Source organism: Halorubrum tropicale (assembly GCF_001280455.1).
Taxonomy (GTDB): domain Archaea; phylum Halobacteriota; class Halobacteria; order Halobacteriales; family Haloferacaceae; genus Halorubrum; species Halorubrum tropicale.
Window position 1 is genome coordinate 211,834 of sequence record NZ_LIST01000006.1, and the last position, 22,305, is coordinate 234,138.

Annotated in this window: 21 protein-coding genes and 1 tRNA gene; 14 read left to right on the forward strand and 8 right to left on the reverse strand. The window is 68.8% G+C overall.

Going from position 1 to position 22,305, the window contains the following annotated elements:
* Window positions 1-31: 31 nt before the first annotated feature.
* Both asd and AMR74_RS18655 read right to left on the reverse strand, forming a co-directional pair.
* The gene (gene asd / locus AMR74_RS14510; RefSeq protein WP_053772769.1) at window positions 32-1,078 is read right to left on the reverse strand and encodes an aspartate-semialdehyde dehydrogenase; all 1,047 of its coding nucleotides are present in this window, start codon (window positions 1,076-1,078) and stop codon (window positions 32-34) included.
* 370 nt (window positions 1,079-1,448) lie between these two features.
* Window positions 1,449-1,979: a hypothetical protein gene (locus AMR74_RS18655; protein ID WP_137711261.1), complete on the reverse strand. Its 531-nt coding sequence runs from the start codon at window positions 1,977-1,979 to the stop codon at window positions 1,449-1,451.
* Window positions 1,980-2,097: 118 nt separating this feature from the next.
* Between AMR74_RS18655 and AMR74_RS14515 the strand changes: the two genes are divergently transcribed.
* Window positions 2,098-2,889: a hypothetical protein gene (locus AMR74_RS14515; protein ID WP_053772770.1), complete on the forward strand. Its 792-nt coding sequence runs from the start codon at window positions 2,098-2,100 to the stop codon at window positions 2,887-2,889.
* 202 nt (window positions 2,890-3,091) lie between these two features.
* On the opposite strand, the gene AMR74_RS14520 is transcribed toward AMR74_RS14515, so the two are convergent.
* A complete protein-coding gene (locus AMR74_RS14520) occupies window positions 3,092-4,174 on the reverse strand; it encodes a hypothetical protein (RefSeq protein ID WP_053772795.1) in 1,083 nt (360 codons plus the stop codon).
* A gap of 191 nt (window positions 4,175-4,365) precedes the next feature.
* On the opposite strand from AMR74_RS14520, the gene AMR74_RS14525 reads away from it, so the two are divergent.
* Window positions 4,366-5,100 (forward strand): MBL fold metallo-hydrolase, encoded by a 735-nt coding sequence (locus AMR74_RS14525; RefSeq protein ID WP_053772771.1) that lies wholly within the window; start codon window positions 4,366-4,368, stop codon window positions 5,098-5,100.
* Window positions 5,101-5,164: 64 nt separating this feature from the next.
* Complete coding sequence (locus AMR74_RS14530) at window positions 5,165-5,875, forward strand: hypothetical protein (protein WP_053772772.1); 711 nt, start codon at window positions 5,165-5,167, stop codon at window positions 5,873-5,875.
* A 20-nt stretch (window positions 5,876-5,895) separates the two neighbouring features.
* On the opposite strand, the gene AMR74_RS14535 is transcribed toward AMR74_RS14530, so the two are convergent.
* Window positions 5,896-5,968 (reverse strand) — tRNA-His (locus AMR74_RS14535).
* A 157-nt stretch (window positions 5,969-6,125) separates the two neighbouring features.
* On the opposite strand from AMR74_RS14535, the gene AMR74_RS14540 reads away from it, so the two are divergent.
* Window positions 6,126-6,581 carry a DUF5814 domain-containing protein gene (locus AMR74_RS14540; protein ID WP_053772773.1) on the forward strand — a complete coding sequence of 152 codons (456 nt, stop codon included), beginning with the start codon at window positions 6,126-6,128 and terminating at the stop codon, window positions 6,579-6,581.
* Window positions 6,582-6,652: 71 nt separating this feature from the next.
* On the opposite strand, the gene AMR74_RS14545 is transcribed toward AMR74_RS14540, so the two are convergent.
* Window positions 6,653-8,155 (reverse strand): MATE family efflux transporter, encoded by a 1,503-nt coding sequence (locus tag AMR74_RS14545; protein WP_053772774.1) that lies wholly within the window; start codon window positions 8,153-8,155, stop codon window positions 6,653-6,655.
* Window positions 8,156-8,372: 217 nt separating this feature from the next.
* On the opposite strand from AMR74_RS14545, the gene AMR74_RS14550 reads away from it, so the two are divergent.
* The 5 genes from AMR74_RS14550 (at window position 8,373) to AMR74_RS14570 (ending at window position 12,662) form a co-directional block, all read left to right on the forward strand.
* Window positions 8,373-9,269 (forward strand): COX15/CtaA family protein, encoded by an 897-nt coding sequence (locus AMR74_RS14550; protein ID WP_255510282.1) that lies wholly within the window; start codon window positions 8,373-8,375, stop codon window positions 9,267-9,269.
* A gap of 112 nt (window positions 9,270-9,381) precedes the next feature.
* On the forward strand, window positions 9,382-10,185 hold the full coding sequence (locus AMR74_RS14555) for a basic amino acid ABC transporter substrate-binding protein (RefSeq protein WP_053772776.1): 804 nt from the start codon (window positions 9,382-9,384) through the stop codon (window positions 10,183-10,185).
* 1 nt (window position 10,186) lies between these two features.
* The gene (locus AMR74_RS14560) at window positions 10,187-10,993 is read left to right on the forward strand and encodes an amino acid ABC transporter permease (RefSeq protein WP_053772777.1); all 807 of its coding nucleotides are present in this window, start codon (window positions 10,187-10,189) and stop codon (window positions 10,991-10,993) included.
* Window positions 10,990-11,736 (forward strand): amino acid ABC transporter ATP-binding protein, encoded by a 747-nt coding sequence (locus AMR74_RS14565; RefSeq protein ID WP_053772778.1) that lies wholly within the window; start codon window positions 10,990-10,992, stop codon window positions 11,734-11,736. The genes AMR74_RS14560 and AMR74_RS14565 overlap by 4 nt, the downstream gene beginning before the upstream one ends.
* Window positions 11,736-12,662: an amino acid ABC transporter permease gene (locus AMR74_RS14570; protein ID WP_053772779.1), complete on the forward strand. Its 927-nt coding sequence runs from the start codon at window positions 11,736-11,738 to the stop codon at window positions 12,660-12,662. The genes AMR74_RS14565 and AMR74_RS14570 overlap by 1 nt, the downstream gene beginning before the upstream one ends.
* 3 nt (window positions 12,663-12,665) lie before the next feature.
* Here the strand turns inward: AMR74_RS14570 and AMR74_RS14575 are convergent, their stop codons facing one another.
* Entirely contained in the window at window positions 12,666-13,742 is a 1,077-nt protein-coding gene (locus AMR74_RS14575) for a zinc-dependent alcohol dehydrogenase family protein (RefSeq protein ID WP_053772780.1), read from the reverse strand.
* Between the two features lie 158 nt (window positions 13,743-13,900).
* On the opposite strand from AMR74_RS14575, the gene AMR74_RS14580 reads away from it, so the two are divergent.
* Window positions 13,901-15,046, forward strand: a complete 1,146-nt coding sequence (locus AMR74_RS14580; protein WP_205625960.1) for a sensor histidine kinase — start codon at window positions 13,901-13,903, stop codon at window positions 15,044-15,046.
* Between the two features lie 15 nt (window positions 15,047-15,061).
* Here AMR74_RS14580 and AMR74_RS14585 read toward each other — a convergent pair whose 3' ends face one another.
* On the reverse strand, window positions 15,062-16,555 hold the full coding sequence (locus AMR74_RS14585) for a replication factor C large subunit (protein ID WP_053772782.1): 1,494 nt from the start codon (window positions 16,553-16,555) through the stop codon (window positions 15,062-15,064).
* 297 nt (window positions 16,556-16,852) lie between these two features.
* Between AMR74_RS14585 and AMR74_RS14590 the strand changes: the two genes are divergently transcribed.
* From AMR74_RS14590 to AMR74_RS14600, 3 genes are read left to right on the forward strand one after another with little or no spacing between them, the layout of a single operon-like run.
* On the forward strand, window positions 16,853-17,551 hold the full coding sequence (locus tag AMR74_RS14590) for a hypothetical protein (protein ID WP_053772783.1): 699 nt from the start codon (window positions 16,853-16,855) through the stop codon (window positions 17,549-17,551).
* Entirely contained in the window at window positions 17,551-17,808 is a 258-nt protein-coding gene (locus AMR74_RS14595; RefSeq protein WP_053772784.1) for a hypothetical protein, read from the forward strand. The genes AMR74_RS14590 and AMR74_RS14595 overlap by 1 nt, the downstream gene beginning before the upstream one ends.
* 3 nt (window positions 17,809-17,811) lie before the next feature.
* Window positions 17,812-19,998, forward strand: a complete 2,187-nt coding sequence (locus AMR74_RS14600) for a type B DNA-directed DNA polymerase (protein ID WP_053772785.1) — start codon at window positions 17,812-17,814, stop codon at window positions 19,996-19,998.
* Window positions 19,999-20,270: 272 nt separating this feature from the next.
* On the opposite strand, the gene AMR74_RS14605 is transcribed toward AMR74_RS14600, so the two are convergent.
* Window positions 20,271-21,113: a hypothetical protein gene (locus AMR74_RS14605; protein ID WP_240471178.1), complete on the reverse strand. Its 843-nt coding sequence runs from the start codon at window positions 21,111-21,113 to the stop codon at window positions 20,271-20,273.
* A 76-nt stretch (window positions 21,114-21,189) separates the two neighbouring features.
* Here AMR74_RS14605 and AMR74_RS14610 point away from each other — a divergent pair, with 76 nt between their 5' ends.
* A complete protein-coding gene (locus AMR74_RS14610) occupies window positions 21,190-21,828 on the forward strand; it encodes a helix-turn-helix domain-containing protein (protein ID WP_053772786.1) in 639 nt (212 codons plus the stop codon).
* Window positions 21,829-22,305 lie beyond the last annotated feature (477 nt).

Consider the following 22,305-nt stretch of genomic DNA (forward strand, 5'->3'; position numbering starts at 1 on the left):
GAGGCCGCCCGCCGCATCCGACGGCGACCGCTCAGACGTACCCTTCCTCGACGAGCAGCTCGCCGTTGAGCAGCGAGGCGCCCGCCGCGCCGCGGATCGTGTTGTGCGCGAGGCAGTTGTACTTCGCGCCGGCGTCGGTCGACTGGACGCCGCCGGCGACGATCCCCATCCCGTCGGCGTACGTGCGGTCGAGGCGGGGCTGCGGGCGCTCGGGCTCGTCGTCGCCGAACACCTTGATGAGCTGGTCCGGCGAGCTCGGCAGGTCGCCGACGCCCTCGAACGAGCGCATCGCCTCGCGGAGGTCAGCGGCCGAAGGGTCCTCGGCGAACTCCGCGAAGACGTTCTCAAGGTGGCCGTCGAGCGTCGGGATCCGGTTACAGGAGGCGGCCACGTCGGCGTCGTGGAGCGCGACCTCGGCGCCGTCGAACTCGCCGAGCAGCTTGCGCGACTCCGTCTCCATCTTCTCCTCCTCGCCGCCGATGTGCGGGATGGCGTTGTCGATGATCTCCATCGAGGTGACGCCGGAGTAGCCGGCGCCGGAGACGGCCTGGAGCGTGGAGACGCGGACGCTTTCGAGGCCGAACTCGTCGATCGCCGCGAGCGTCGGCACCATCGTGATCGTCGAGCAGTTGGGGTTCTTCACCAAGGCGCCGTCCCAGCCGCGCTCGTCGCGCTGGACCTCGATCAGGTCGAGGTGGTCCGGGTTGATCTCGGGGATGGTGAGCGGCACGTCCGCGGCCATGCGGTCGTTCGAGGAGTTCGAGGAGACGACGTAGCCGGCCTCCAGGAACGCGGGCTCGACCTCCGCGGCGACGCCCGAGGGGAGCGAGGAGAAGAGGAGGTCCACGTCGGCGTCGGCGATCCCCTCCGGGGTCGTCTCCGCGACCTCCATCTCGGCCGCGTCCGCCGGGATCGGCGTGTCGACGCGCCACTTGGCCGCCTCGCGGTACGTCTCGCCCGCGCTCTCCGAACTCGCCGTGACCGCGGCGAGGTCGAAGGTCGGGTGGTCGTCGAGCAGCTGGATGAATCGCTGGCCCACGGCGCCCGTCGCGCCGAGGATACCGACTCGGACAGACATTGCGCGTGGGTCCGTGACAGGGACGTAAGTGCGTTCGGATAGGCGTCGATACCGCCGGACGCCCGAGGCCGGCGGCGAGCGGGGCCGTTAAGCCCCTCCGGGCGCAACATTGGCTCGCGCGCCATCAGTCCCCGCCCGAGTACTCCCCGATGGGAGCGATGACAGCGCGGAGAACCCAGGCGCGTGACATCGGTCGCACACGCGACCCGCCCGTCGCCGCGCAGGCGACCGCCCGCCACGAGGGTTTCCCGGTCGACGCGGCACGCCGCCGGAGATGAGACCGGTCGTTAGTGTCGCGGGCGACATTTTCAGCTTCAGCAGTATAATCGACCTTACGATGGGAATTATATCCCTACTCTGCACAATGAAATTATAACCCCACACCGAAATATCTAATTGACCACTCGACTATGCCGGCCAGTACGGCGGAAAGCAGAAAACCGCTTGCCAGCATACTGGCGAGTAAACCAGCTTGGAGCAATATTTCTCTTGTAACAATAGGTGGTGTAATACTGTTAGCGTACGTGAAAGAAGCTATTGGAACAAGGAATAATGCTACAATTCCGACTACTAGTCCAGCCAGCAACAACTGAACACTGATCCGATTTTGGACAAACCGAAGAAGTGGATATTGCGCTGTAATTGGTTCTCTTACATCCTGTTTAAGCCACCAGAGTCGATCCCGTCCCGGTTTTCGAGTTCCTAGAATATCCCGGCTCGCGAGGTCTTTCAACCGCCTGCGCACTTGTCGGTCGCTTAATTCAACTTTCTCGGCTACTTCTGTGGTTAGAAGGACTTGGTGCTCCGCATGCGAGAACGCATCAATAATCGGTTTGTCCTGTGTTTTTAGACTCGCGTCAAGATCAGATATTGACTCAGAATCCTCACTTTCCAAGCTCATTGGTTGGTGTCCCCTTGCGGACACTGGCTCTGTCCGCTTACAGACACAGATTTTGGACGTCTTTTTGCGGTCATTCTCTTGACCCTATAATTCCCTGGCACGTCAGTTAACATACGCAATGAGTCGAGCCACTGTCAAAAAGACTGGCACGATCGAGGAGGATAGTAGTACAGAGTCAGAGTCAGTAGTCCACCTGAAAGGGGAGATTCACAGTAGTCGCGGAGATCACGACAAAGAGCGGGAGTTGATGAAAGAGGGTATTGATGCTCTCGTTTTGGAAGGAACAGAGAATACCGGCGACTACGGGGTTACAGAGGGCTGGTTCCAACAGGCGGTAGCGGGAATGTTCTATATTCTAAGCCCACTCTATGTTTCGAAGGACATTCTCGTCGACTTCGCTGAGCTACAGGGTGCTGACGTGTACTTCACGCGGGAGAGTGACGCGGAGGTACTACGGAATGCCCCGTTTACGATGAGGGTGATCTCCGCCTCGTTGTATTTCCTCCTCTTACCCAGTAGCGTGATTGTCGGGCTAGTAACGGAGGACTATCTCGCGGGAGCTGGCTTCCTTGCCGTGAGTTTCTCTGTACCTGTTCTTCTTCTCAGGTGGTACAATATGGAGTTCAGATCAGGAAACCAGAATCGGGACGAGATAATGGCACAGACAATCGCTGATGCGGCTGAGGAGAACGATACGGTACTCGCGGTTGTTGGGGCGGGGCATGCTGATGGTATAGTTGACGCGCTACCGAAAACTCTGAACGTTACCTATCATCCGCCGGAATACGGTAGAGCATCCAAGGAGCATCTCAAAGAGATTCTCATTCCATTGTTCCAGATGTTCTCTCTCCTCCTAACTCTCTATCTGGCCATTCTTTGGATCATCGTGACTCTCGTCGGTTTCCTCTGACCAACCCGAGAACGAGCTTTCTAAACATAATTAAAATGTTACATCGGGGGTTGAAGGTTTGCTCGATTATTTGTATGGGGCCTCTGTATGGCATATTATGCGCCAACTACCAGAATTTTAGTATTTATCGATAATAGAGAATAGTCGCGGGCGACATCTTCCGCCGCCGAGCGCGCGGTCTCCCCGAGAGCGACCGCGCTCGCTACTCGGAGTCGCGCAGCACCAGCGGCCCGATGGCGAGCGTGCGCTTCGCGAGCGTGAGCACGCGGAGCAGGTAGGAGACGAAAAGCGAGAACGGGAGGAGCGCGACCGCGAACGCGCCGCCGACGGCGAGCGTCACGTGGGCGACGCCGAGCGTGCTCCCCGGGAACGTGCCGGCGTCGACGACCGTGACCATGAGGCCCGCGACGGCCAGCGCCGGCACCGCGGCGTACAAGATCAGGCGCGAGAGGTCGATCAGCGCCCACTGGAAGTACAGCGTCTTGACGTGCTCGCGGGCGGGCCCGTACAGCGACACGGTCGCTTTCAGCTCCCCGAGGAGCCCGCGCTCGTCGTCGGTGAGGGCGTCGTCGTGCTCGGTGGCGATGCGCTCTATCTGTCCGATCTTCGGCCCGTAGTCGAAGTTGAGCGCGGCGAAGACGACGTCGAAGGAACCGAACTCGGCGCCGTCGAGCTGGCCGCGCACGGCGTCGGCGTTCCCGGTGAGTCCGGTCGCGAGGTCGTCGACCTCCGCTCGGAGCGCGTCCCGACTGGACCCGTCGCCGTCGTCTCCCTGACCCTCCACCGAGTCGCGGAGATCCCGAGCGCGCCCCGCCGCCGCGCCGAGGATCGCGTCGAGGAACGCGGCCGGGTCCGTGGGCGCCGGCCCGCCGGTCAGGTCCGCGATGTCGTCCCGGACGGCGAGCGTGTCGTCCATTCGGTCCCGCTGGTCGCCGAGCGGGCCGTTCTCCTGCGTGAGCACGAGCTGTCCGATCGTGACGACGAGCGTCGCCCCCGTGACGATCGCGGTGATCATCGACGCGAACAGCGTCTCGATGGGGTCGCTCGATCCGACCTTCGTCGCGAGCGACGGCGAGAGCGCGACCGCGACGGCGACGAACGCGACGAAGACGGCCAGCGTCAGCACCGCCGCGACGACGAGCCGGTCCGCGCGCAACAGCAGCCAGAGCTTCACCCGGTTCTCGCCGGCGCGCTCGCGCATCGTGTCGGCGGTGTCCGTTTCGCCCGCGTCGGCGGCGTCCGCGTCGTCGCTCGCGCTCGACGACCCCTCGGACGACCCGCTCATCCCGACCCGACGCCCGTCGCGCGGTCGCCACCGGTCCCGTCGCTCGTGGAGCGCAGACCGCGCGGGCTCACGTCGACTCACGTCCGTTCATGACGCAGGGGTTGACCCGCGGCCGACAAATAACTCGCGGACGCCGCGGTCGGCGGCGGTCCCGCCGCAATCCACAACATGCCGCTCGTCGAAGGGGCGGTATGTCGACCGACGCCGCCCTCGACGTCACCCTCGTCCGCAACGCCACGGTCCTCGCGACCGTGGACGAGACGACATTCCTCGTCGACCCGGTGTTCGCCGAGCGGGGCGCGCTGCCGCCGATCGACGACACGCCGAACAAACGGAACAACCCGCTCGTGCCGATGCCGGACATCGACCTCGCGCACGACGCGGTGGTCGTCACCCACCGCCACCCCGACCACTTCGACGAGGCGGCGGTCGAAGCGCTCGACCCGGACGTGCCGCTGTTCTGCCAGCCGGCCGAAGCGGACGCGTTCGTCGAGGACGGCTTCACCGACGTGCGGCCGGTCGAGGGGCCGGCGTCGTTCGACGGCGTCACGCTCCGCCGGACGCCCGGCCGCCACGGACACGGGGAACTGGCCGAGGCGATGGGCCCCGTCTCCGGGTTCGTCTTCGAGGGTGCGGAGACGCTGTACCTCGCCGGCGACACGGTCTGGTACGAGCCGGTGGCGGAGACGCTCGCGCGGGTCGAGCCCGACGCGGTCGTCCTCAACGGCGGCGCGGCGCGGTTCAATCGGGACGAGCCGATCACGATGGGCGTCAACGACGTGCGGGCCGTGCGCGATGCGACCGACGCCGCGGTCGCCGTGGTCCACATGGAGGCGATCAACCACTGCCTGCTCTCGCGCGAGGAGCTCCGGGCGGCGACCGAAGACGTGCTGGTCCCGGAAGATGGGGAGCGGATCGGGTTCTGACCGCCACGCCGTCCCGCGCTGCGGACCCCCGGCGGTTTTGTGTGTCACCCCGGTACGCAGTCGTATGTCCCGCGCTTCGGACCTCGATCGGTTCTACGACCTCCTCGATCGTCTCGAAGCGAACGTCGGCGGGAAGCGGCGTCTCGCGGAGTGTACCGGGCGCATGGACTGGCCCGAGCGAGGGGTCTACTTCTTTTTCGCGAGCGGAGGGGCCCGAGAGGCGACAGACCAGCTGCGAGTCACGCGCGTCGGCACGCACGCCGTCTCGACGGGGTCCGGAACGTCGCTGTGGACTCGGCTGCGGGCGCACCGCGGAGCGAACCGCGGGAGCTACGAGGGCGGCGGGAATCACCGCGGCTCGGTGTTCCGCAGGCACGTCGGCCGGGCCATGATCGAACGGGACGAGCTCGGCGACGAGTACCCCCGCTGGGGCGAGGGGTCGACCGCCGACCGCGAGCGTCGCCTCGCGGAGCTGGCCCACGAGCGCCGAGTCAGCGAGTATATTCGCGACCTCCCGTTTCTGTGGGTCCACATCGGGGACGAGCCGGGCCCCGAGAGCGACCGCGCGTACGTCGAACGGAACGCGATCGCGCTCGTCAGCAACTTCGAGCGAGACTCCGTCGACCCCCGGAGCGACGAGTGGTTAGGACGAGAGAGTCCTCGCAACGAGATAACCGACTCGGGACTGTGGAACATCGCGCACGTTGACGAGCGACATGAAGCGGGGTTTCTGGATCGACTCGCCGACGCGGTCGACGGAACCTCCGGTCTCTGACTTACGCCGATTCAAAGAAGGTCCGGGTGCGAGAATTGAACCCGCGTCTCAGCCTCCACAAGGCTGAAGGATAGTCCACTACCCTAACCCGGACACGCGTCGAAACGTACCTCGCTTCGGTAAATAACGGTTACGACTCCAGGACGGGCGTGGCATCGAGTGGCGCCCCAGGCGGTACGACCGAGCGGGCCGTCGTCGGCCCCGGTCACCGCGTCGCTTTTGAGGCGCGCCGGCGTATCGACGGGTACCCGTGGCCTTCACCGACAAGATCTACGTGAAAAACCACCGGCAGCTCGCCTCCCAGCTGGAGGCGAACATCCCGAAGGGGGCGTTCGCCGGCGCTACCCTCGACCTGCTGTTCACCGGCGACGGGCTCTCGAAGCTCGACGAGACGACCCGAGACCGCGTGCTCGACTTCGCCGAGGACTTCCTCGACTGCGACTGCGATTCGAACCCCTACTGCGGCTGTCCCGAGGAGAAGTTCATGCGCTACGTCCTCGAACTGCGCGCCGAGGGGCTCGGGCCGCAGGCCATCGTCGACGTGATGACCGACGACTACATGGTGTACGCGTACACCGGGGACGTGCTCTCCTTCCTCGACGACTCCGTCCGCAAGCTGGAGGCGATCGAGACGCTCGCGGACGTCGACGGTAACGGCGAGATGTCCGAGCGGGCCCGAAAGGCGAAGCGGGAGCTGTCCGGATAGCGACCGGATCGAAGTCGACCCGTCGACGCCACGCCCGCTCACTGGGTCCGCGCCCGCGAAAGTTCACGGTGTCAGTCGTCGTCCGGCGACGTCACGTCGGTGCCGATCTCGTCGACGGCCGCGCCGTCCTCCGTGAGGTTCCCGTCGCGCCACGTGTCGCGTTCGAACCAGAGGTACGCGACGACGCCGCCGACGACGTTGGAGACCGGGAACGCGATCCAGAGGCCCATCGCCCCGAGCGAGCCGGCCGCGACCCACGCGACCGGGAGCCGGACGAAGCCGAGCGTGATCAGCGAGATGACGGCCGCGATCATCGTGTGGCCGGCGCCGCGGAAGCCGCCGGTGTAGGCGCGCATGGCGCCGATGAACCCGAAGGAGAGACCGCTCACTTGGAGGAACGTCGTCGCGTGGTCGACGACGGCGGGGTCCGGGGAGAACACGCCCGCGATCGGCCGCGCGGCGAGGACGATGACCCCGCCGCCGACCGTGAGCAGCCCGAGCATGGCGCGGGCGCCGAAGTGGTTCGTCTCGGCGGCGCGGTCCGGCTCCCCGGCGCCGATGTTCTGCCCCGTCATCGTCTCGATCCCCTGCGAGACGGCGAGCGCCGGCAGGAAGATGACCGAGAAGATCCGCGTCCCGATGCCGTACGCCCCGCTCACCGCGTTCGGGAAGTTGGCGACGACGAGGAGGAGCGCGGTGATCGAGACCGAGCGGGCGGCGCCCTCCGCGGAGGCCGGCAGCCCGATGCCGAGGATCGTCTTCCCGAACTCCGGGTCGGGGAGCATCTCCGAGAGCCGGATCTGGACCCCGCGGTCCCCGCGGACCATGATCCGGAGTCCGACGAGGAGCGCGAGCGCCCGGGACCCGACCGTCGCGATCGCGGCGCCGCCGATGCCCCACCCGGTGAACCCGGTCGCGTCGAGGGCGGCAGCCTCGACGCCGCCGAGGCCGAGCGCGCCGAACAGCGGGTTCGCGTCGAACCCGAAGATGAATATCGGGTCCAGGAGGATGTTGAGGACGACCGAGCCGGCCATGACGTACATCGGCGTCACGGTGTCGCCGTAGCCGCGCATCAGCGACATGAACACCGCGAAGCCGAACACGGCGAAGAGGCCCACCGCGTACACGCGCATGTACTCGACGACGAGCGGCGCGACGGTCTCGTTCACGCCGAGGAGCGCCGTGATGTCGTCGACGAGGACGTAGCCCAGCACGCCGAAGACGACGGAGATGACGGCGGCGTACGCCATCGTCTGCGAGGCGGCGTAGGCGGCGCGCTCCTCGTTGCCGGCGCCGGTGTGTTGGGCGACGAGGACGCTCCCGGCGACGGAGACGCCGAGCGCCAGCGAGATCATCAGGAAGACGATCGGGAACGCGAACGTGATCGCGGACAGCGCCTCGGTGCTGTAGCGCCCGAGCCAGAAGGTGTCGGCCAGGTTGTACAGCACCTGAAAGAGGTTCTGGACGACGATCGGGAGGGAGAGGAAGAACAGCGGCCACCCGATGTCGCCGGAGGTGAGGTCGAGCTCGTCGGCGCCCTTGAACAGCGAGCCGACGGCGTCGCGGAGGCCCATCAGGCGATCGCCTCCGCGTGGGTCGGGCCGTCGCGTTCGGGGAGGGGACTGTGCGGGGGATCGGGGCTCCGGCGGTCCGTGTCTGCCATTCGGTTTACACCAATACTGACTGACTGGTCAGTCAAAAGCGTTCGGAAGCCGGCGGCCCGCGGCGAGCGCTTCCCGGCGACGAGGAGCGGCCGAACGGTCTAAGTGCGCGCGCGCCCGAATCCAGCCAATGAGTCTTCGGCCCGCGTGGCTAACGTTCAGGCGATACGCGGCGGCGACGACGGGGATGACGCTCGTCCTCTTCTCGCTCGGCGTCTACACCGCGGCGACGGGATCCGGGCTGGCGTGCCAGGCCCAGTGGCCGCTGTGTTCCGACCAGCTCATCCCCGCGCTGACGATCAACCCCGACTTCATCGAGTGGTTCCACCGCGCGTGGGCGATGGTGACCGGCTTCCTCATCATCGGGGTCGCCGGGTGGACGTGGCTCGGCTCGGGGTTTGAGCGCCGGACCAAGCTGGCGGCGACGCTCGCGGTCGCGATCCTCCCGCTCCAGATCACCGTCGGCGCGATCACCGTCACCCTCAGCGGGCTCGTGCCCGGCGGGTACACGGTGTCGACGCACGCCGCGCACCTGGTCGTCGCGCTGACCATCTTCACGCTGCTCGGACTGGCGACCATCTGGGGCGGCGGGCGCGGGACCGCGCGGCTCCTCCGGGCGGCGGGGGGGATCGCGGTCGCCGGCGTCGTCGCCAGCGCGGCCTTCTCGCGCGCGGTGCCGTTCCTCACCTACGCGCCGCCCGCGCAGGCGGCGTTCTACATCACGGGCCTCGCCGGTCACCTCGGGCTCGTCGCGACGGTCGCGTACGCCACGGAGGCCGTCCGCGTCGGGTACGACGGGCTCGACGCCGGCACCGCCGGCACCGTCCGCGCGCTCGCCGTCGGCTCGATGGGCGCGCTCGTGGGCACGCTGCTGCTCGGCCGCGACCTGGTCCTGTACACCGCCGTCTGGCAGCAGGTCAACCTCGTCGCGCTGGGCGTCGCGATCGCGCTCGCCGCGGGCGCGGCGTGGACCCTCCGCGGGGCCGACGAGATGCGCGACGGCGCCGCGCCGATCGGCGGGGACTGAGCGGCGCAGTTTTTGCCAGATCCGTCCGTCCGAGCCCGGTCTCCCCGTCGATACGTGGAAACCACCGTCCGAGGGAGGAAAGGTTAAAACCAATCGCCGCACTCGCACAGGTATGACACACCACGCCGATTCCGACGTGAGCCGTCGGACGTACCTGAAGCTGACCGGCGGATCGGCCGCCGTCGGACTGACCGGCGTCGCCGGCTGCCTCGGCGACAGCGGGAGCGCCACGACGATCACCCCCGGAACCGCGCCCGGGTTCCCGCCGTTCGAGATGCGGCAGGACGGCGAACTGGTCGGGTTCGACGTCGACCTGCTCGAAGCGGTCGTCGCCGAGACCGACTACGAGATCGGCGAGTGGGCGACCTTCGAGTTCGAGGGGCTCATCCCGGCGCTCACGCAGAACGAGGAGATCGACGTCATCGCCGCCGCGATGACGATAAACGAGGAGCGCCGGCAGACGATCGCCTTCTCTGACCCCTACTGGGAGTCCGACCAGGCGATCCTCGTGCGCGAGGGGGGCGACTTCCAGCCGTCCGGGTGGAGCGACTTCGAGGGCACCCGGGTCGGCGCGCAGTCCGGCACCACCGGCGCGAACCAGGTGGAGACGAACCTCGTCGACGAGGGGATCATCTCGTCGGACAACTTCTCGACGTACGGCAGCTACGTCCTCGCCGTCGAGGACCTCGCGAACGGCAACATCGACGCTGTCGTCGTCGACAACCCCGTCGCCGAGACCTTCGCCGCGAACCGCGACGTGACGATCGCGTTCGTCGAGGAGACCGGCGAGCAGTTCGGCTTCGGCATCCGGCAGAACGAGTCGGAGCTCCAGTCCGCGCTCAACGACGGCCTCCAGACCGTCCGCGACGACGGCACGTACCAGGAGATCACCAACACCTGGTTCGGGCAGGAGTAGGATGTCGGTCTCGGGGTCGCTCGCGCTCGCCGCGGCCGCCAGCCTCGGGGCCCCGGACCCGACGGCGAGCGGCGCCCTCCTGTCGGCCGTCGAGTCGATCGACTGGTGGCTCGTCGGCGACCCCGCGGACTGGTGGTTCGTCGTCCGGAACGCCGACTACCTCGGCGGCGGGCTCCTGTTGACCGTCGGGCTCACCGTCGCGTCGATCCTGCTCGGCTTCCTCGTCGGCTTCCCGGCCGGCGCGGTGGAGGTGTACGGGGACGGGCTCTCGAAGCGCCTCGTGGAGACGGCCGGCGTCGTCCTCCGCGGGACCCCCATCGTGGTCATCCTCCTCGTCATGTACTTCGTCCTCGGCGTCCCGCAGGTGAACCTCGGCGTCGGATCGATCTCGCCGGCGATCTCGGCCGGGATCTTGGGGCTCGGACTGCGGAGCGCGGCGTACCAGTCGCAGATCTTCCGCGCGTCCCTGTCGAGCGTCGACGACGGGCAACTGGAGGCGGGCCGGGCCGTCGGTCTCTCCCGGTTCGAGGCGATCCGCTACGTCGTCGTTCCGCAGGCGCTCCGCCGGTCGATCCCGGGGTTCCAAAACGAGTTCACCATCGTGTTGAAGGACACAAGCATCGTCTTCGCGATCGGCCTCGCGGAGCTTCTGACCCGCGGCTACGACCTGTTCACGGAGCAGACGACCGCGGTCCTCGAAGTCATCCTGTTCATCAGTGCCATCTACTTCGTCCTCACGTTCACGACGAACCGCGCGCTCGATTACCTCGGCACCCGCTACGCGATCCCGGAGGGTGAGTCGGCGTGACTGACGACGGCTTCCTCCGCGTGAGCGAGGTCTCGAAGTGGTACGGCGACGAGCAGGTGCTCGACGAGGTCTCCTTCGGGATGGACCGCGGCGACGTGACCGTCCTGATCGGGCCGTCCGGCTCCGGGAAGTCGACGATGCTCCGCTGCGTCAACCGGCTCGCGGAGGCCCAAGAGGGGTCGATCACGCTCGACGGCGAGGAGGTGCTCTCGCCCGACACCGACGTCGACGAGCTCCGGCGCGAGGTGGGGATGGTGTTCCAGAGCTTCAACCTGTTCGCGCACCTCACCGCGGTCGGCAACGTCGCGCTCGGCCCCCGGCGCGTGCTCGGGCTCTCCGAGGACGCGGCCCGGGACCGCGCGGCGGACCAGCTGGAGCGCGTCGGGCTGGCCGACCAGCTGGACTCGTACCCCGCGGAGCTGTCGGGCGGGCAACAGCAGCGCGTCGGGATCGCCCGCGCGCTGGCGATGGAGCCGAAGCTCATGCTGTTCGACGAGCCGACGAGCGCGCTCGACCCGGAGCTCATCGGCGAGGTGCTGGAAGTGATGCGCGGGCTGGTCGACGACGGGATGACGATGCTCGTCGTCACCCACGAGATGAGCTTCGCGCGGGCCGTCGCCGACGAGGTCGTGTTCCTGGACGACGGCCGGGTCGTCGAGCGCGGGCCGCCCGAACAGCTGTTCGAACGACCCGAGCGGGACCGGACCGCCCGGTTCCTCGACCGCATCGCGAGCCACGAGTGATGGCGGGGGCGACGCGACCGCGGACGGTCGGCGAGCGCGTGGCCGACGCGGACGAGTCCGCCGGCCGGCTACTGCTGGTCGCCGCCGGCGCGCTGTTCTGGGGCTGGCTCGTCGTCAGCTGGGGCAACCGGTGGCTCGGCGGCGCGATCGCCCCGGTCGGCGAGCCGCTCGTCGCACCGGACGCCGTCGAGGCCGCGCTCGCCGGCGTGCCGGGGCTCGCCGGGGTGGCGGCCGACGCCGCGTTCGTGGTCGAGCTCACGCCGGTCCTCGCGCAGGGGACGTGGCTCACCGTGGTCATCACCGGCGTGAGCCTCGTCTGCGGCTTCTTCATCGCCGTGCCGCTGGCCGTCGCGCGGGTGTACGGTCGGTTCTCCGCGTGGCTCTCCTTGGGCTACACCGAGCTGTTGCGCGGCACGCCGCTCCTCGCGCAGCTGTTCGTGCTCTACTACGGGCTGAACCTGGCGGCGTCGGTCCCGGCGGTGCTGTCCGGCGTCTTCCCGCGCGAGGTGGTCTGGGTGGCGATCCTCGGGTTCACGCTCAACGGGGCGGCCTACCAGGCCGAGTACATCCGCGGCGCGGTCGAGAGCGTCGACGACGGCCAGATCACCGCGGGGCGGGCGATCGGGCTCTCGAAGCTGGAGTCGATATACCACGTGGTCCTCCCGCAGGCGCTCCGCTACGCGATCCCCTCGTGGACGAACGAGTTCGTCTACCTGATCAAGTACTCGTCGCTGGCGGGCTTCATCACAGTCCCGGAGCTGTACTACCTGGCCAACCAGGTCGCGAGCGACACCTTCCGGTACACCACCGTCTTCCTCGTGCTCGGCGCGATGTACCTCGCGCTCGTGTTGACGGCGTCGAAGGTCATGGAGCGCGTCGACGAGCGCGTCGCGATCCCCGGGCTCGGGGCGGACCGCGAGCGGTGACGCTCACCCCTCGAAGTCGGTGACAACCTCGACGCCCCGCACGTCGTACTCCTCCATGGCGGCGAGCCGGCCCGACACCTCCGACAGCGACAGCTCCCGGGCGACCAGCGCGCCGGGGTCGATCCCGGTCGCCTCGATCAGCGCGAACAGGTCGTCGTAGCTCGTCGGGGGCATCCCGCGGGAGCCGAGGAAGGAGACCTCCCAGCGCGTCATCCAGTCGGTCGGCAGCGACACCTCGCCCCGCTCCGCGTCCGTGGTGAGCCCGACCTGGACGTGCGTGCCGCGCGGGCGCAGCGACCGGACGGAGTTCCGACAGGTCTCCGCGATCCCCAAGGCGTCGAGCGAGGCGTCGGCGCCGCCGTCGGTGAGGGCGCGGACCCGCTCGGGGACGGACTCGTCTCCCGGGAGCGACCCCGCGTTCACGGTCTCGGCCGCGCCGAACTCGGCCGCGAGCGCGAGGGCGTCGGGGTCGAGGTCGACCGCGATCACGCGGGCGCCCAGCGCGGCGGCGATCTGGACCGCGGAGAGCCCGACGCCCCCGCAGCCGTGGACCGCGACGGCGTCGCCCCCGCCGACGGTCGCCCGCTCGGCGAGGGCGTGGTACGCGGTCATGTAGCGGCAGCCGAGCGCAGCGGCCGCGGTCGCGTCGAGCCACTCGGGGCGCTCGACGAGGTTGTAGTCAGCCGCCGGAACCGCCACGCGCTCCGCGAACGCGCCCGGCGCGGCGGCCTCGAACCCCAGCGCCCGGCCGTCCTCGCAGACGTTGCCGGCCCCGCGGCGGCAGTGCGGGCAGGTGCCGTCGCCGAGCGAGAAGGGGACGACCACGCGGTCGCCAGGTTCGAACCGATCGACCTCCCCGCCGACGGCGACCACCTCGCCGGCCGGCTCGTGGCCGAGGACCTGGCCGCGCGCGACGCGGTCGGCCGCCCACTCGCCGTGGCCGGCCCAGGCGTGCCAGTCGCTGCGGCAGACGCCGCAGGCGTCGACGCTGACGACGGCGCCGTCCGGGCCGGGGTCGGGCTCGGGGAGGTCGCGGACCGCGAGCGGCTCGCCGTACTCTCGCAGGATCGCTGCGCGCATACGGCGATCCACCGGGGGCCGCGACAAAGCTCTCTCGGCGTCGCGGGGGCCTGCCCTGTTATTTTCGCACTTTTCAGACTTGATCTCAGCGTATGACAAGTGATAGGCGAGTAAGGTTTATACTGACCGAGTAGCCTCGTTGACACGTGTCCGCAGCGATGGAACGACGCCCCGGAATCGCCTACCGCCGGCCTGCGGGGGATCCGGCGCGGTTCGTGATCGAGGCGTCCGGGGAGTCTCGGATCGAGGTCCCGGAGCGCGCGGAGGGCGGCTGGCTCGACTGCGTGGTCGACGAGGACCGCGAGCGGCTCCGCGAGGCGCTCGACGCCGCCCCGGTCGACGTGGTGTACCGCGTCGTCTCCGGCGGCGAGCCGCAGTGGGTCCACGAGCGCGGCCGGGCGACGGAGGGCGGCGACGTGGTCGGGTACCTGTTCCCCGCGGACGAGCGCGTCGAGCGGCGGAAGCGGCTGGAACGCCAGCGCGAGCGGCTCGACGAGTTCGCGAGCGTCGTCTCGCACGACCTCCGGAACCCGCTCTCCGTCGCGTTCGGGAACGTCGAACTGGCCGCCGAGCTCGACGGGGACGCGTCGAACGAGCGGCTGGACCGCGCCCTCGACGCGCTCGACCGCATGGACGACCTCATCTCGGACCTCCTGACGCTGGCCAAGGAGGGGAAGACGGTCCGGACCGCCGAGCCGACCGACCTGCGGTCGGTCGTGGACCGCGCGTGGCGGACCGTCGGCGAGCCGGCCGACGCCGCGCTCGTCGTGGACGGACCGCTCCCGACCGTGACGGGCGACTCGGAGCGGCTCCGGCAGTGCCTCGAGAACCTCTTCCGGAACGCGATCGAACACGGCGCCCCCGACAGAGCCGGCGCGAGCGCCCCCGCCCACGGGAACGACGGAGCGGGCTCAGCCGGGGGAGTCACGCCGGACACGTTCGCGACGGGTTCGGGATCGGCGGACGCCGACCCGAGCGACCCCGACGCCGCCGCGGTCCGCGTCCGCGTCGGACGGACGGACGGGGGATTCTACGTCGCGGACGACGGCCCGGGGATCGACCCCGACCAGCGGGACGCCGTCTTCGAGCCGGGCCACACGACCGCCCCCGACGGCACCGGCTTCGGACTGGCCATCGTCGAGCGGATCGCGGCGGCGCACGACTGGACCGTCTCGGTGACCGAGAGCCGCGAGGGCGGCGCGCGGTTCGAGTTCCGCTGCGCGGACGCGGTCGACCCCCCGACGCCGAGCGGAAGCGACGCGGATCCGAACTCGCCCCGGCTCGGCGGCGGCGGGAGCCGGTGAGCGACCGCCGCCGGGTCACATGAAGTCGGTCAGTCCCGCCTGATCGTCGTCGTCGCTCTCGTTCGGAGACTCGTCGTCCGCCGGCTCCTCCCCCGAGTCGGCCGGGTCGCTCTCGGGGTCAGTCGATCCGGAACCGTCGCGGTCGCGGTCCGCGGCCGCGTCGCCCTCGTCGCCGCGGCGGGCGCCGTCGACCGCGAAGGCGCCGTCGGCGTGTTCCTCGATCAGCTCCTCGCGGCGGGCCTGCGCGTCCTCGACGATCGACGCCACCTTGTTCGTCGACTCGCCGGAGCCGGTGACGAAGGCGACGCCCGCCTCGTCGAGGTCGTAGGCGGCCGCCATCGCGACGGTCAGCTCGCGGGGCTTACAGTGGTGGGTGACGGCCTCGAGGAACGGCAGCACCTCGCGGCGAGCCGTCGCGACGCTACACCCGCTCGCGGCCGCGATCTTGCCGACGACCTCGTCCGCGGTCGCGTCCGACGACGACCAGAACTGCGGGCGGCCGTACCGCGTCCACCCGCCCTTCTCGCCGTCGCGGGCGGCCGCCACGCCCGCGGCCGCGTTGTCGGTCGCGTACCGCCAGTAGGAGTAGTTCTGCGTGGCGCGCACGCGGCCGAGCCACACGTCCGCGTTCGCGAGGAAGTCGTACGCGCGGACCGCCTCCGCGGGCTCGTACACGTCGAGGACGTTGTTCTCGATCCAGCGCGAGATGTCGTCCGGCGTCTCGTCGACGGCGTACGCGGACTGGAGCGCCTCCTCCGCGGACTCCTCCTTGAGGACCGCGTCGAGGAACGGGAAGAGGCCCAGCGCCTTGTCCCGGTCGCCGGTGACCACGTCCTCGACCGTGACCGAGTCGCGTCCCTGCGTCGCGGCCTGGAGGTCGTTTATCGCGCCGCGGAGGTCGCCGCGGTTCCCCTCCGCGATTCGCTGGAGGGCGTCGGACTCGAACTCGATCCCCTCCTTGCGACAGACGTCGCGCAGGACGGGGACGATGGAGCGCGCGGAGACGTCGCGGAACTCGATCTCCTGGGTCGCGTTCCGGAGCCCGCGCGACATGTCGTAGTAGTCGTTGGCGATGAGCACGATCGGCTGGCCAGACTCCTTGACCAGCTTCGTGATCGCCGAGGCGCCGCCGCGGTCGTAGTTGCCGTGGATGTTGTCGGCCTCGTCGAGGACGACGAGCTGGCGCGAGGCGGTGTCGCCGCCGGCCGCGCCGCCCCCGGCCGCGCTCCCGCCGAGGGTGGCGTTGCGCGCCGCGCGCCCCGCGAACCGCTCGATGACGTCGGCGGTGCGCTGGTCGGAGGCGTTGAGCTCCACGGTCTCCCACCCCATGTCGTTCGCGAGCGCGTGGGCCGCGCTCGTCTTCCCGACGCCCGGGCTCCCGTGGAGGACGACCGCCTCGCGGTGGTCGTCCCACGACCGGGCCCACTCCGCGAACGCGTCGCGGGCCTTGTCGTTGCCGCGCACCTCCGAGAGCGTGCTCGGGCGGTACTTCTCCGTCCAGTCGGCCATTACCGGAGCAAGGAGCGAGCCGCGTTTAGTGGTTGCGGAGCGGGCGGGATCGCCGACCTCCAGAGCAAACTGACTCCTGGGTGAGCGGTAATCGGTGCGGAGTACTCGAGCAGGCCCGCCTCCCATTCCGCGGGTCCGCGATCCGGAACGCCGCCAGGTACTTTGTCTCGTCACAACCCCGAGATCCGTCTCGTGTGCGTCCCCCGTCGTTCGACGGGTCCAACCCTCGTCACCACTTCCACTTTCACCGCCCGTCCATGGCTCACCCCTTTTAGGTAATTCCCCGTCGGCCCTACCATGTCCACTCGTTCCCGACGACCGACCGCCGACCTCCCGGAGCTCGCGCCCGGCGTCACGCTCGTCGACGTCGACGACGAACTCGGCGTCACGCCCGTCCAGGCGCTCCTGCTCGACCGCGTCCTCGGCGCCGACGGCCCCGCGTTCTGGGTCGACGGCGCGAACAGGGCCAACACGACGCGCCTCCGCGAGCTCGCCCCGGCCGACCGCGTCCTCGACCGCATCGAGGTCGCCCGCGGGTTCACCGCCCACCAGCACACCTCGCTGCTCGACCGATTGGGCGGGCGGCTCGCCGCCCGCGAGTCGCCCTCGGTCGTCGTCGCGACCGGCCTCGACGGCATGTACCGCGCCGCCGACGTCGACGCCGACACCGCCGAGCGGCTGTTCGTCCGCGCGATCGCGTCGGTCGCCCGCGTCGCTCGCGTCCACGACGTGCCGGTCCTCGTGACGCGGTGCCGCGACGACGAGTTCTCGACGCCGGTGCGCCGCGCCGCGGCGACGCATCTCACCTGCCGGCAGACGCCGTTCGGCCCGCGCTTCGAGGACGCTAACGGCGACACGGAGACGCTCGTCTACCACACCGACGACGGCTGGCTCCAGACGACGCTCGCGTACTGGCAGGAGGTCCTCGAACACCGCGCCCGGATGTACGAGGGAGCGACCGTCGACCGCGCCGCGGCCGCGCCGAGCGTCCGGTAATGGGTCGGACGAACCCGACGTACCGGGATCAGTTGAGCGCGATCGAAGACGACTGGCGCTCGTTCCGACGCGTCCTCCGCCGGCAGGACAAGCCCCGATTCGACCGGCTGTTCGCGTACGCTCGCGACCACGCCGACGCGGCGGGGAACCTCAACCCCGCCGACCCGCTGGCGCCGGTGTGGATGGCGATCGCGCTCGAACAGGAGCGCCGGATCGCCGAACTGGAAGACGAAGTCGAGTCGCTCACCGAGGCGTAGCCCGTGACGCTCACGCTGGAGTACCTCGGTGACGGCCGCGTCGCCCGATGGACGCTCACCCCGGACGGCGCCGCTCGCGAGGTCCACGAGGACCACCACCCGACGCTCTTCGTCGGTGACTCAGCGGGCGATCTCTACGGTCGATCGGGCGGCCCAAATCCGACGCCGCCGTCCCGCGACGGGCTCTCGGACGCGCTCCGCGACCTCTGGTCCTTCCTCGACGGACAGGACGCGGTCGAGCGACTCGGCGTCGAGGCCCACCGGCAGACGTTCCGGACCGACGCCCGGCCGCTGCTCCGCGTCGACGCCGCCTCGATCGACGCGGTCAGAAGGGTCGCGAGCCGAACCGAGCAGTTCGGACAGCCCGACGCCTACACCTGCTACAACGTCGATTTTACCCGCCAGCTCCGCTTCTGCCTCGAAACAGACACGCCCGCCGCTCCGGACCGCTCGGTGCGCGACCTGCGGACGCTCCACCTCGATTTACCCCGGCACGAGTCGGGCATCGAGTCGCTGCCGCAGCTCGCCGTCGACGGTGACCGAGTCTGGTCGTCGCCCGCCGAGACCGTCGCCGGCGTTCAAGCGGCGCTCGACGAACGCGATCCCGACGTCCTGGTCGTCTCGACGGCGGACCTCGTGCCCCTGCTGTTCGAGGCGGCCGACGCCTACGGCGTCGATCTCGAACTCGGTCGGCGGGACGGCTACACGAAGCTCGCCGGCGAGTCGACGTACGCCTCGTACGGCAACGTGGGGCACTCGCCGGCTCGGTACTCGGTCCCCGGACGCGCCATCATCGACGAGTCCAACTCGTTCTTCTACCATGAGTCCGGGCTGGAAGGCTGTCTCGACCTCGTCGAGCGCTCCGGGCTCCCGTTACAGGAACTCGGGTGGGCGTCGATAGGGCGAGTGCTGACGGCGATGCAGATCCGCGAAGCGAGGGACCGAGGCGTGCTCGTGCCGTGGCGCGCGTGGCGTCCGGAACTGTTCAAGCGGGCGTCGACGCTCGACGACGCCGACCGCGGCGGCACGACGTTCGCCCCCGACGTCGGCGTCCACGAGGACGTTCACGAACTCGACTTCGCATCCCTGTATCCCAACATCATCAGGACCCGGAACATCTCGCCCGAGACCGTCCGCTGCGGGTGTTGTGACACCGACGACGTGCCGGGGCTCGGCTACTCCGTTTGCGACCGGGACGGCTACCTGCCGGAGGTGCTCGGCCCGCTGATCGACGCCCGGAGCGAGATCAAGGAACGGATTCCCGACGCCGCCGGCGACGAACGGGAGCGATTGGAGGCCGCCTCCTCCGCGATCAAGTGGATCCTCGTGTCCTGCTTCGGGTATCAGGGCTTCTCGAACGCCAAGTTCGGGCGCATCGAGTGCCACGAGGCGATCAACGCCTACGCTCGCGAGCTCCTCCTCAATGCGAAGACCGCACTGGAGGCGGCCGGCTGGCGCGTGGTCCACGGCATCGTCGACTCCATCTGGGTGACTCCGGCCGACGGTCGCGAGCAGCGCCCCTTGGAGGAAGTCGCAGCCGAGATCAGCGAAGAGGCGGGCATCGAGTTGGAGTACGAATGCGCGTTCGAGTGGGTCGCGTTCTGTCCGATGCGGAACTCCGAGTCGGGAGCGCTCACTCGGTACTTCGGCAAGCGCCGCGGTGAGGACTACCCCGAGACGGGAGTCGGCGACGCGGTCAAGACGCGAGGCATCGAGGGGCGACAGCGCTCGACGCCGGAATGGGTCGAAGCGGTCCAGAGCGAGGCGCTCCGCGTGTTCGACGAGACGCGCTCTCCGGAGGCGGTGTGCGACGTACTCCGGCGGCGCCTCGGGGACCTACGAGAGGGGACGGTCAACCCGGACGCGCTCGTCGTCGACAATCGCGTGTCGAAGGACCCAAACGAGTACTCGATGGAGACGCTCACCGTCGCGGCCCTGAAGCGGGCGCAAATCGAGGGCGCGGGGCTCGCCCCGGGACAGACCGTCCGGTACGTGGTCGTTGATGCCGACGCACGAGGTGCGTCGCGGGTCAGATTGGAGTTCGAAGAGATACCACGATACGACGCCGCGTGGTACGAGGACGGCGCTGTCCGCGCCGTCGAGAGCGTGTTGGCGGCGGTCGGTTGGGACGAGGGAGCGATCCGGCAGTATCTCGGTGAGACGAGAGACGAGACGCTGGCGAGCTTCTGAGAACTGGTATCTGATTCTCCGGTCCCTCTGGCCCTAATCAGAACTGATCTTGTGTCGCCTCGGTCGGCAGGGATTTCGACTCCATCCCCCGCGGGGGTGGGGAGGCTGGCGCACACGCGGGCGCGAAATCTCGTCGGAGAGACGTTCAGTCTCGATTGGCGTGAAATCGCCATGTGCCGCAGTTCCTCTCGGCGCGTGGTGATGTGGCTGCTACTCAGGTATCAATATCTGCTGCTGTAAGCGTTATCGCCCACGCTTCGTGAGATCCCTCGTCAGATGAGGACCGGTGCGACGCCGAGGGCGGCGGTCACGAGAAGGACCGCGACGTATCCGGCAGCGACGAGGTATACGACGCGTCGCGGATAGTCGACGAGGCCTCGACGGTGTCCAACTGCCGCGAGGTAGCCGGTCAGCGGCAACAGCTGGAGGGCGTGGAGGCCGACGAAGTGCGCCAGGCGGAAGTCGCCGACGAGCTGCCAGCCGACGACCGGGACCGTCGGCTCCGTCGTCTCGACGACCCGGGACTGGATCGCGATCATCGCCGCCCCCTCGAACGCGCCGACGACGAACCACCCGACCCCGAGGAGGATGCCCGCGGCGAACGCCGGGTGGACGTCGAACTCGTCGCCGCGTGCCCGGACGGCCAGCGCGGCGATCGCGACGGTGACGATGACGATTGTAACGCCCATGACGCCTCCGATCGCCCCGTCGATGACCGTCGCCCGATTGAAGTGAGAACCGACGCCGCGCGCGGCCTGTCCGCCGATAAGGACGATTTCGATGAGGAGACCGACGCCGACGATCCGGGAGACACGGCGGCGAAAGTCCGGGTCGACCGGGAGGTGAACACCGAGCCAGCCGAGCGTCGCGCACACGAGCGCGATCGAGCCGGCGAACTTCGCTGGCTTGAGCCACGCCGGTTCCCCGTTGACGACCATTGGGTCCAAGACGGTGCCGACGGCGAAGGCACCGAACAGGACGGCGTTGATCGCGGCCACGGCGGACAAAACCGGATCGCGGCGCCACAGCTCTCCGATCGGTCCGGTGATCGTCCGTGCCATCGTCCGCAGCGTCGCCCGTCCGCTCGTGGCCGCACCGGCCGACTCGGAGTTCATACTACAGTGTTGCCGGGCGATTCATGTGTGAATGACCCCAACGTGTTGGTATCTGTCCGAGGCGGCAGTACCCAGCATGATCGACGCCCGATTCCGCATTCGCCTCCCGCCGGACCTGTACATCGCCGACCTGTCGGAGGCGTTCCCCGATGCGACCTTTCGCCTGCTGTCCGGCGTCCGCAGTGGCGCCACCGCGAAGGAACTCGGAGAGGTGCTGACTCGAACCCCGGAGTCGGTCGCAGCAGCGTTTCGCGAACACGGGGCGGTCGACGCGTACGAGGTGTTGGAATGCACCGACGACCGGCTCCTCGCGACGTACGAGACGACCGACGTCGACCTCTACGCCTTCGTCGAGTCCGGAGGGTTCCCGCCCGAGTTTCCGATCGAAGTTCGGAACGGGTTCTACGAGTTCGACCTGACCGGTACGCGCGAGGAGTTCGACCAGCTCCGGAAGGCGCTGGAATCGAGCGGTACCGAGTACGAACTCCTCTCGAAGGTGGAGAAGAAGCGGTCGGACCGACTCCTCACGCGGCGACAGGAGGAACTCCTCGCCGCCGGGCTCAGAGAGGGATACTTCGAGGTCCCGCGAGAGTGTACCCTCGCGGACCTCGCCGACGTGGTCGGCGTGGACAAGTCGACCGCGTCGGGGATTGTCCGCCGGGCACAGGCGCGGCTTATCGCGTGGTACCTGACCGACGTGACGGCCGACAGCTGACGATGGCCTCGAGGGAGCACCAGATCTCGACGCCGCACGTGCGATGGATCCCTGACGAGAGCGGGTGTTACGCTCGACCGAGGTGGTCGTAGACGCGCTCGGTCGCCTGACTGCTCGCGTGTCTGACCCGACTCCGAACGTCGTCTCCCGCGTCCTCGACGGGCGTAACTGACGGGTGAACCGGGCGGTCACTGTCGTACCAAACCATCGTCATACCGGTCTATCTGGCCGGTTTCGGACAGTTCGTGTAAAATTTCGTATGGGACCGCTGAGGACRKCGAACTCAGGTCATACGGACCCCATCCGCATAGGATACCACTACCCCACGGTCCCTGACTACACGCAGACGAACGGCGGTCCGGTAATTAAGGACTTCGCTTCACTCGTCGGCGGCGTCCCGCGACGCCACGGGGTCGCCGCCGTCCCGGACGGCGAGACTCCCGATCGGGTCGCCCTCGTAGACGGCCAGCCCCTCGC

Coding starts and splice junctions, on each gene's coding strand:
- AMR74_RS18655 (WP_137711261.1), bottom strand. CDS start 1,979: ATGAGCTTGGAAAGTGAGGATTCTGAGTCAATATCTGATCTTGACGCG.
- AMR74_RS14595 (WP_053772784.1), top strand. CDS start 17,551: ATGGGTCGGACGAACCCGACGTACCGGGATCAGTTGAGCGCGATCGAA.
- AMR74_RS14575 (WP_053772780.1), bottom strand. CDS start 13,742: ATGCGCGCAGCGATCCTGCGAGAGTACGGCGAGCCGCTCGCGGTCCGC.
- AMR74_RS14520 (WP_053772795.1), bottom strand. CDS start 4,174: ATGAGCGGGTCGTCCGAGGGGTCGTCGAGCGCGAGCGACGACGCGGAC.
- AMR74_RS14525 (WP_053772771.1), top strand. CDS start 4,366: ATGTCGACCGACGCCGCCCTCGACGTCACCCTCGTCCGCAACGCCACG.
- AMR74_RS14605 (WP_240471178.1), bottom strand. CDS start 21,113: ATGAACTCCGAGTCGGCCGGTGCGGCCACGAGCGGACGGGCGACGCTG.
- AMR74_RS14570 (WP_053772779.1), top strand. CDS start 11,736: ATGGCGGGGGCGACGCGACCGCGGACGGTCGGCGAGCGCGTGGCCGAC.
- AMR74_RS14560 (WP_053772777.1), top strand. CDS start 10,187: ATGTCGGTCTCGGGGTCGCTCGCGCTCGCCGCGGCCGCCAGCCTCGGG.
- AMR74_RS14610 (WP_053772786.1), top strand. CDS start 21,190: ATGATCGACGCCCGATTCCGCATTCGCCTCCCGCCGGACCTGTACATC.
- AMR74_RS14515 (WP_053772770.1), top strand. CDS start 2,098: ATGAGTCGAGCCACTGTCAAAAAGACTGGCACGATCGAGGAGGATAGT.
- AMR74_RS14585 (WP_053772782.1), bottom strand. CDS start 16,555: ATGGCCGACTGGACGGAGAAGTACCGCCCGAGCACGCTCTCGGAGGTG.
- AMR74_RS14590 (WP_053772783.1), top strand. CDS start 16,853: ATGTCCACTCGTTCCCGACGACCGACCGCCGACCTCCCGGAGCTCGCG.
- AMR74_RS14555 (WP_053772776.1), top strand. CDS start 9,382: ATGACACACCACGCCGATTCCGACGTGAGCCGTCGGACGTACCTGAAG.
- AMR74_RS14545 (WP_053772774.1), bottom strand. CDS start 8,155: ATGGGCCTCCGCGACGCCGTCGGCTCGCTGTTCAAGGGCGCCGACGAG.
- AMR74_RS14550 (WP_255510282.1), top strand. CDS start 8,373: ATGAGTCTTCGGCCCGCGTGGCTAACGTTCAGGCGATACGCGGCGGCG.
- AMR74_RS14530 (WP_053772772.1), top strand. CDS start 5,165: ATGTCCCGCGCTTCGGACCTCGATCGGTTCTACGACCTCCTCGATCGT.
- asd (WP_053772769.1), bottom strand. CDS start 1,078: ATGTCTGTCCGAGTCGGTATCCTCGGCGCGACGGGCGCCGTGGGCCAG.
- AMR74_RS14580 (WP_205625960.1), top strand. CDS start 13,901: ATGGAACGACGCCCCGGAATCGCCTACCGCCGGCCTGCGGGGGATCCG.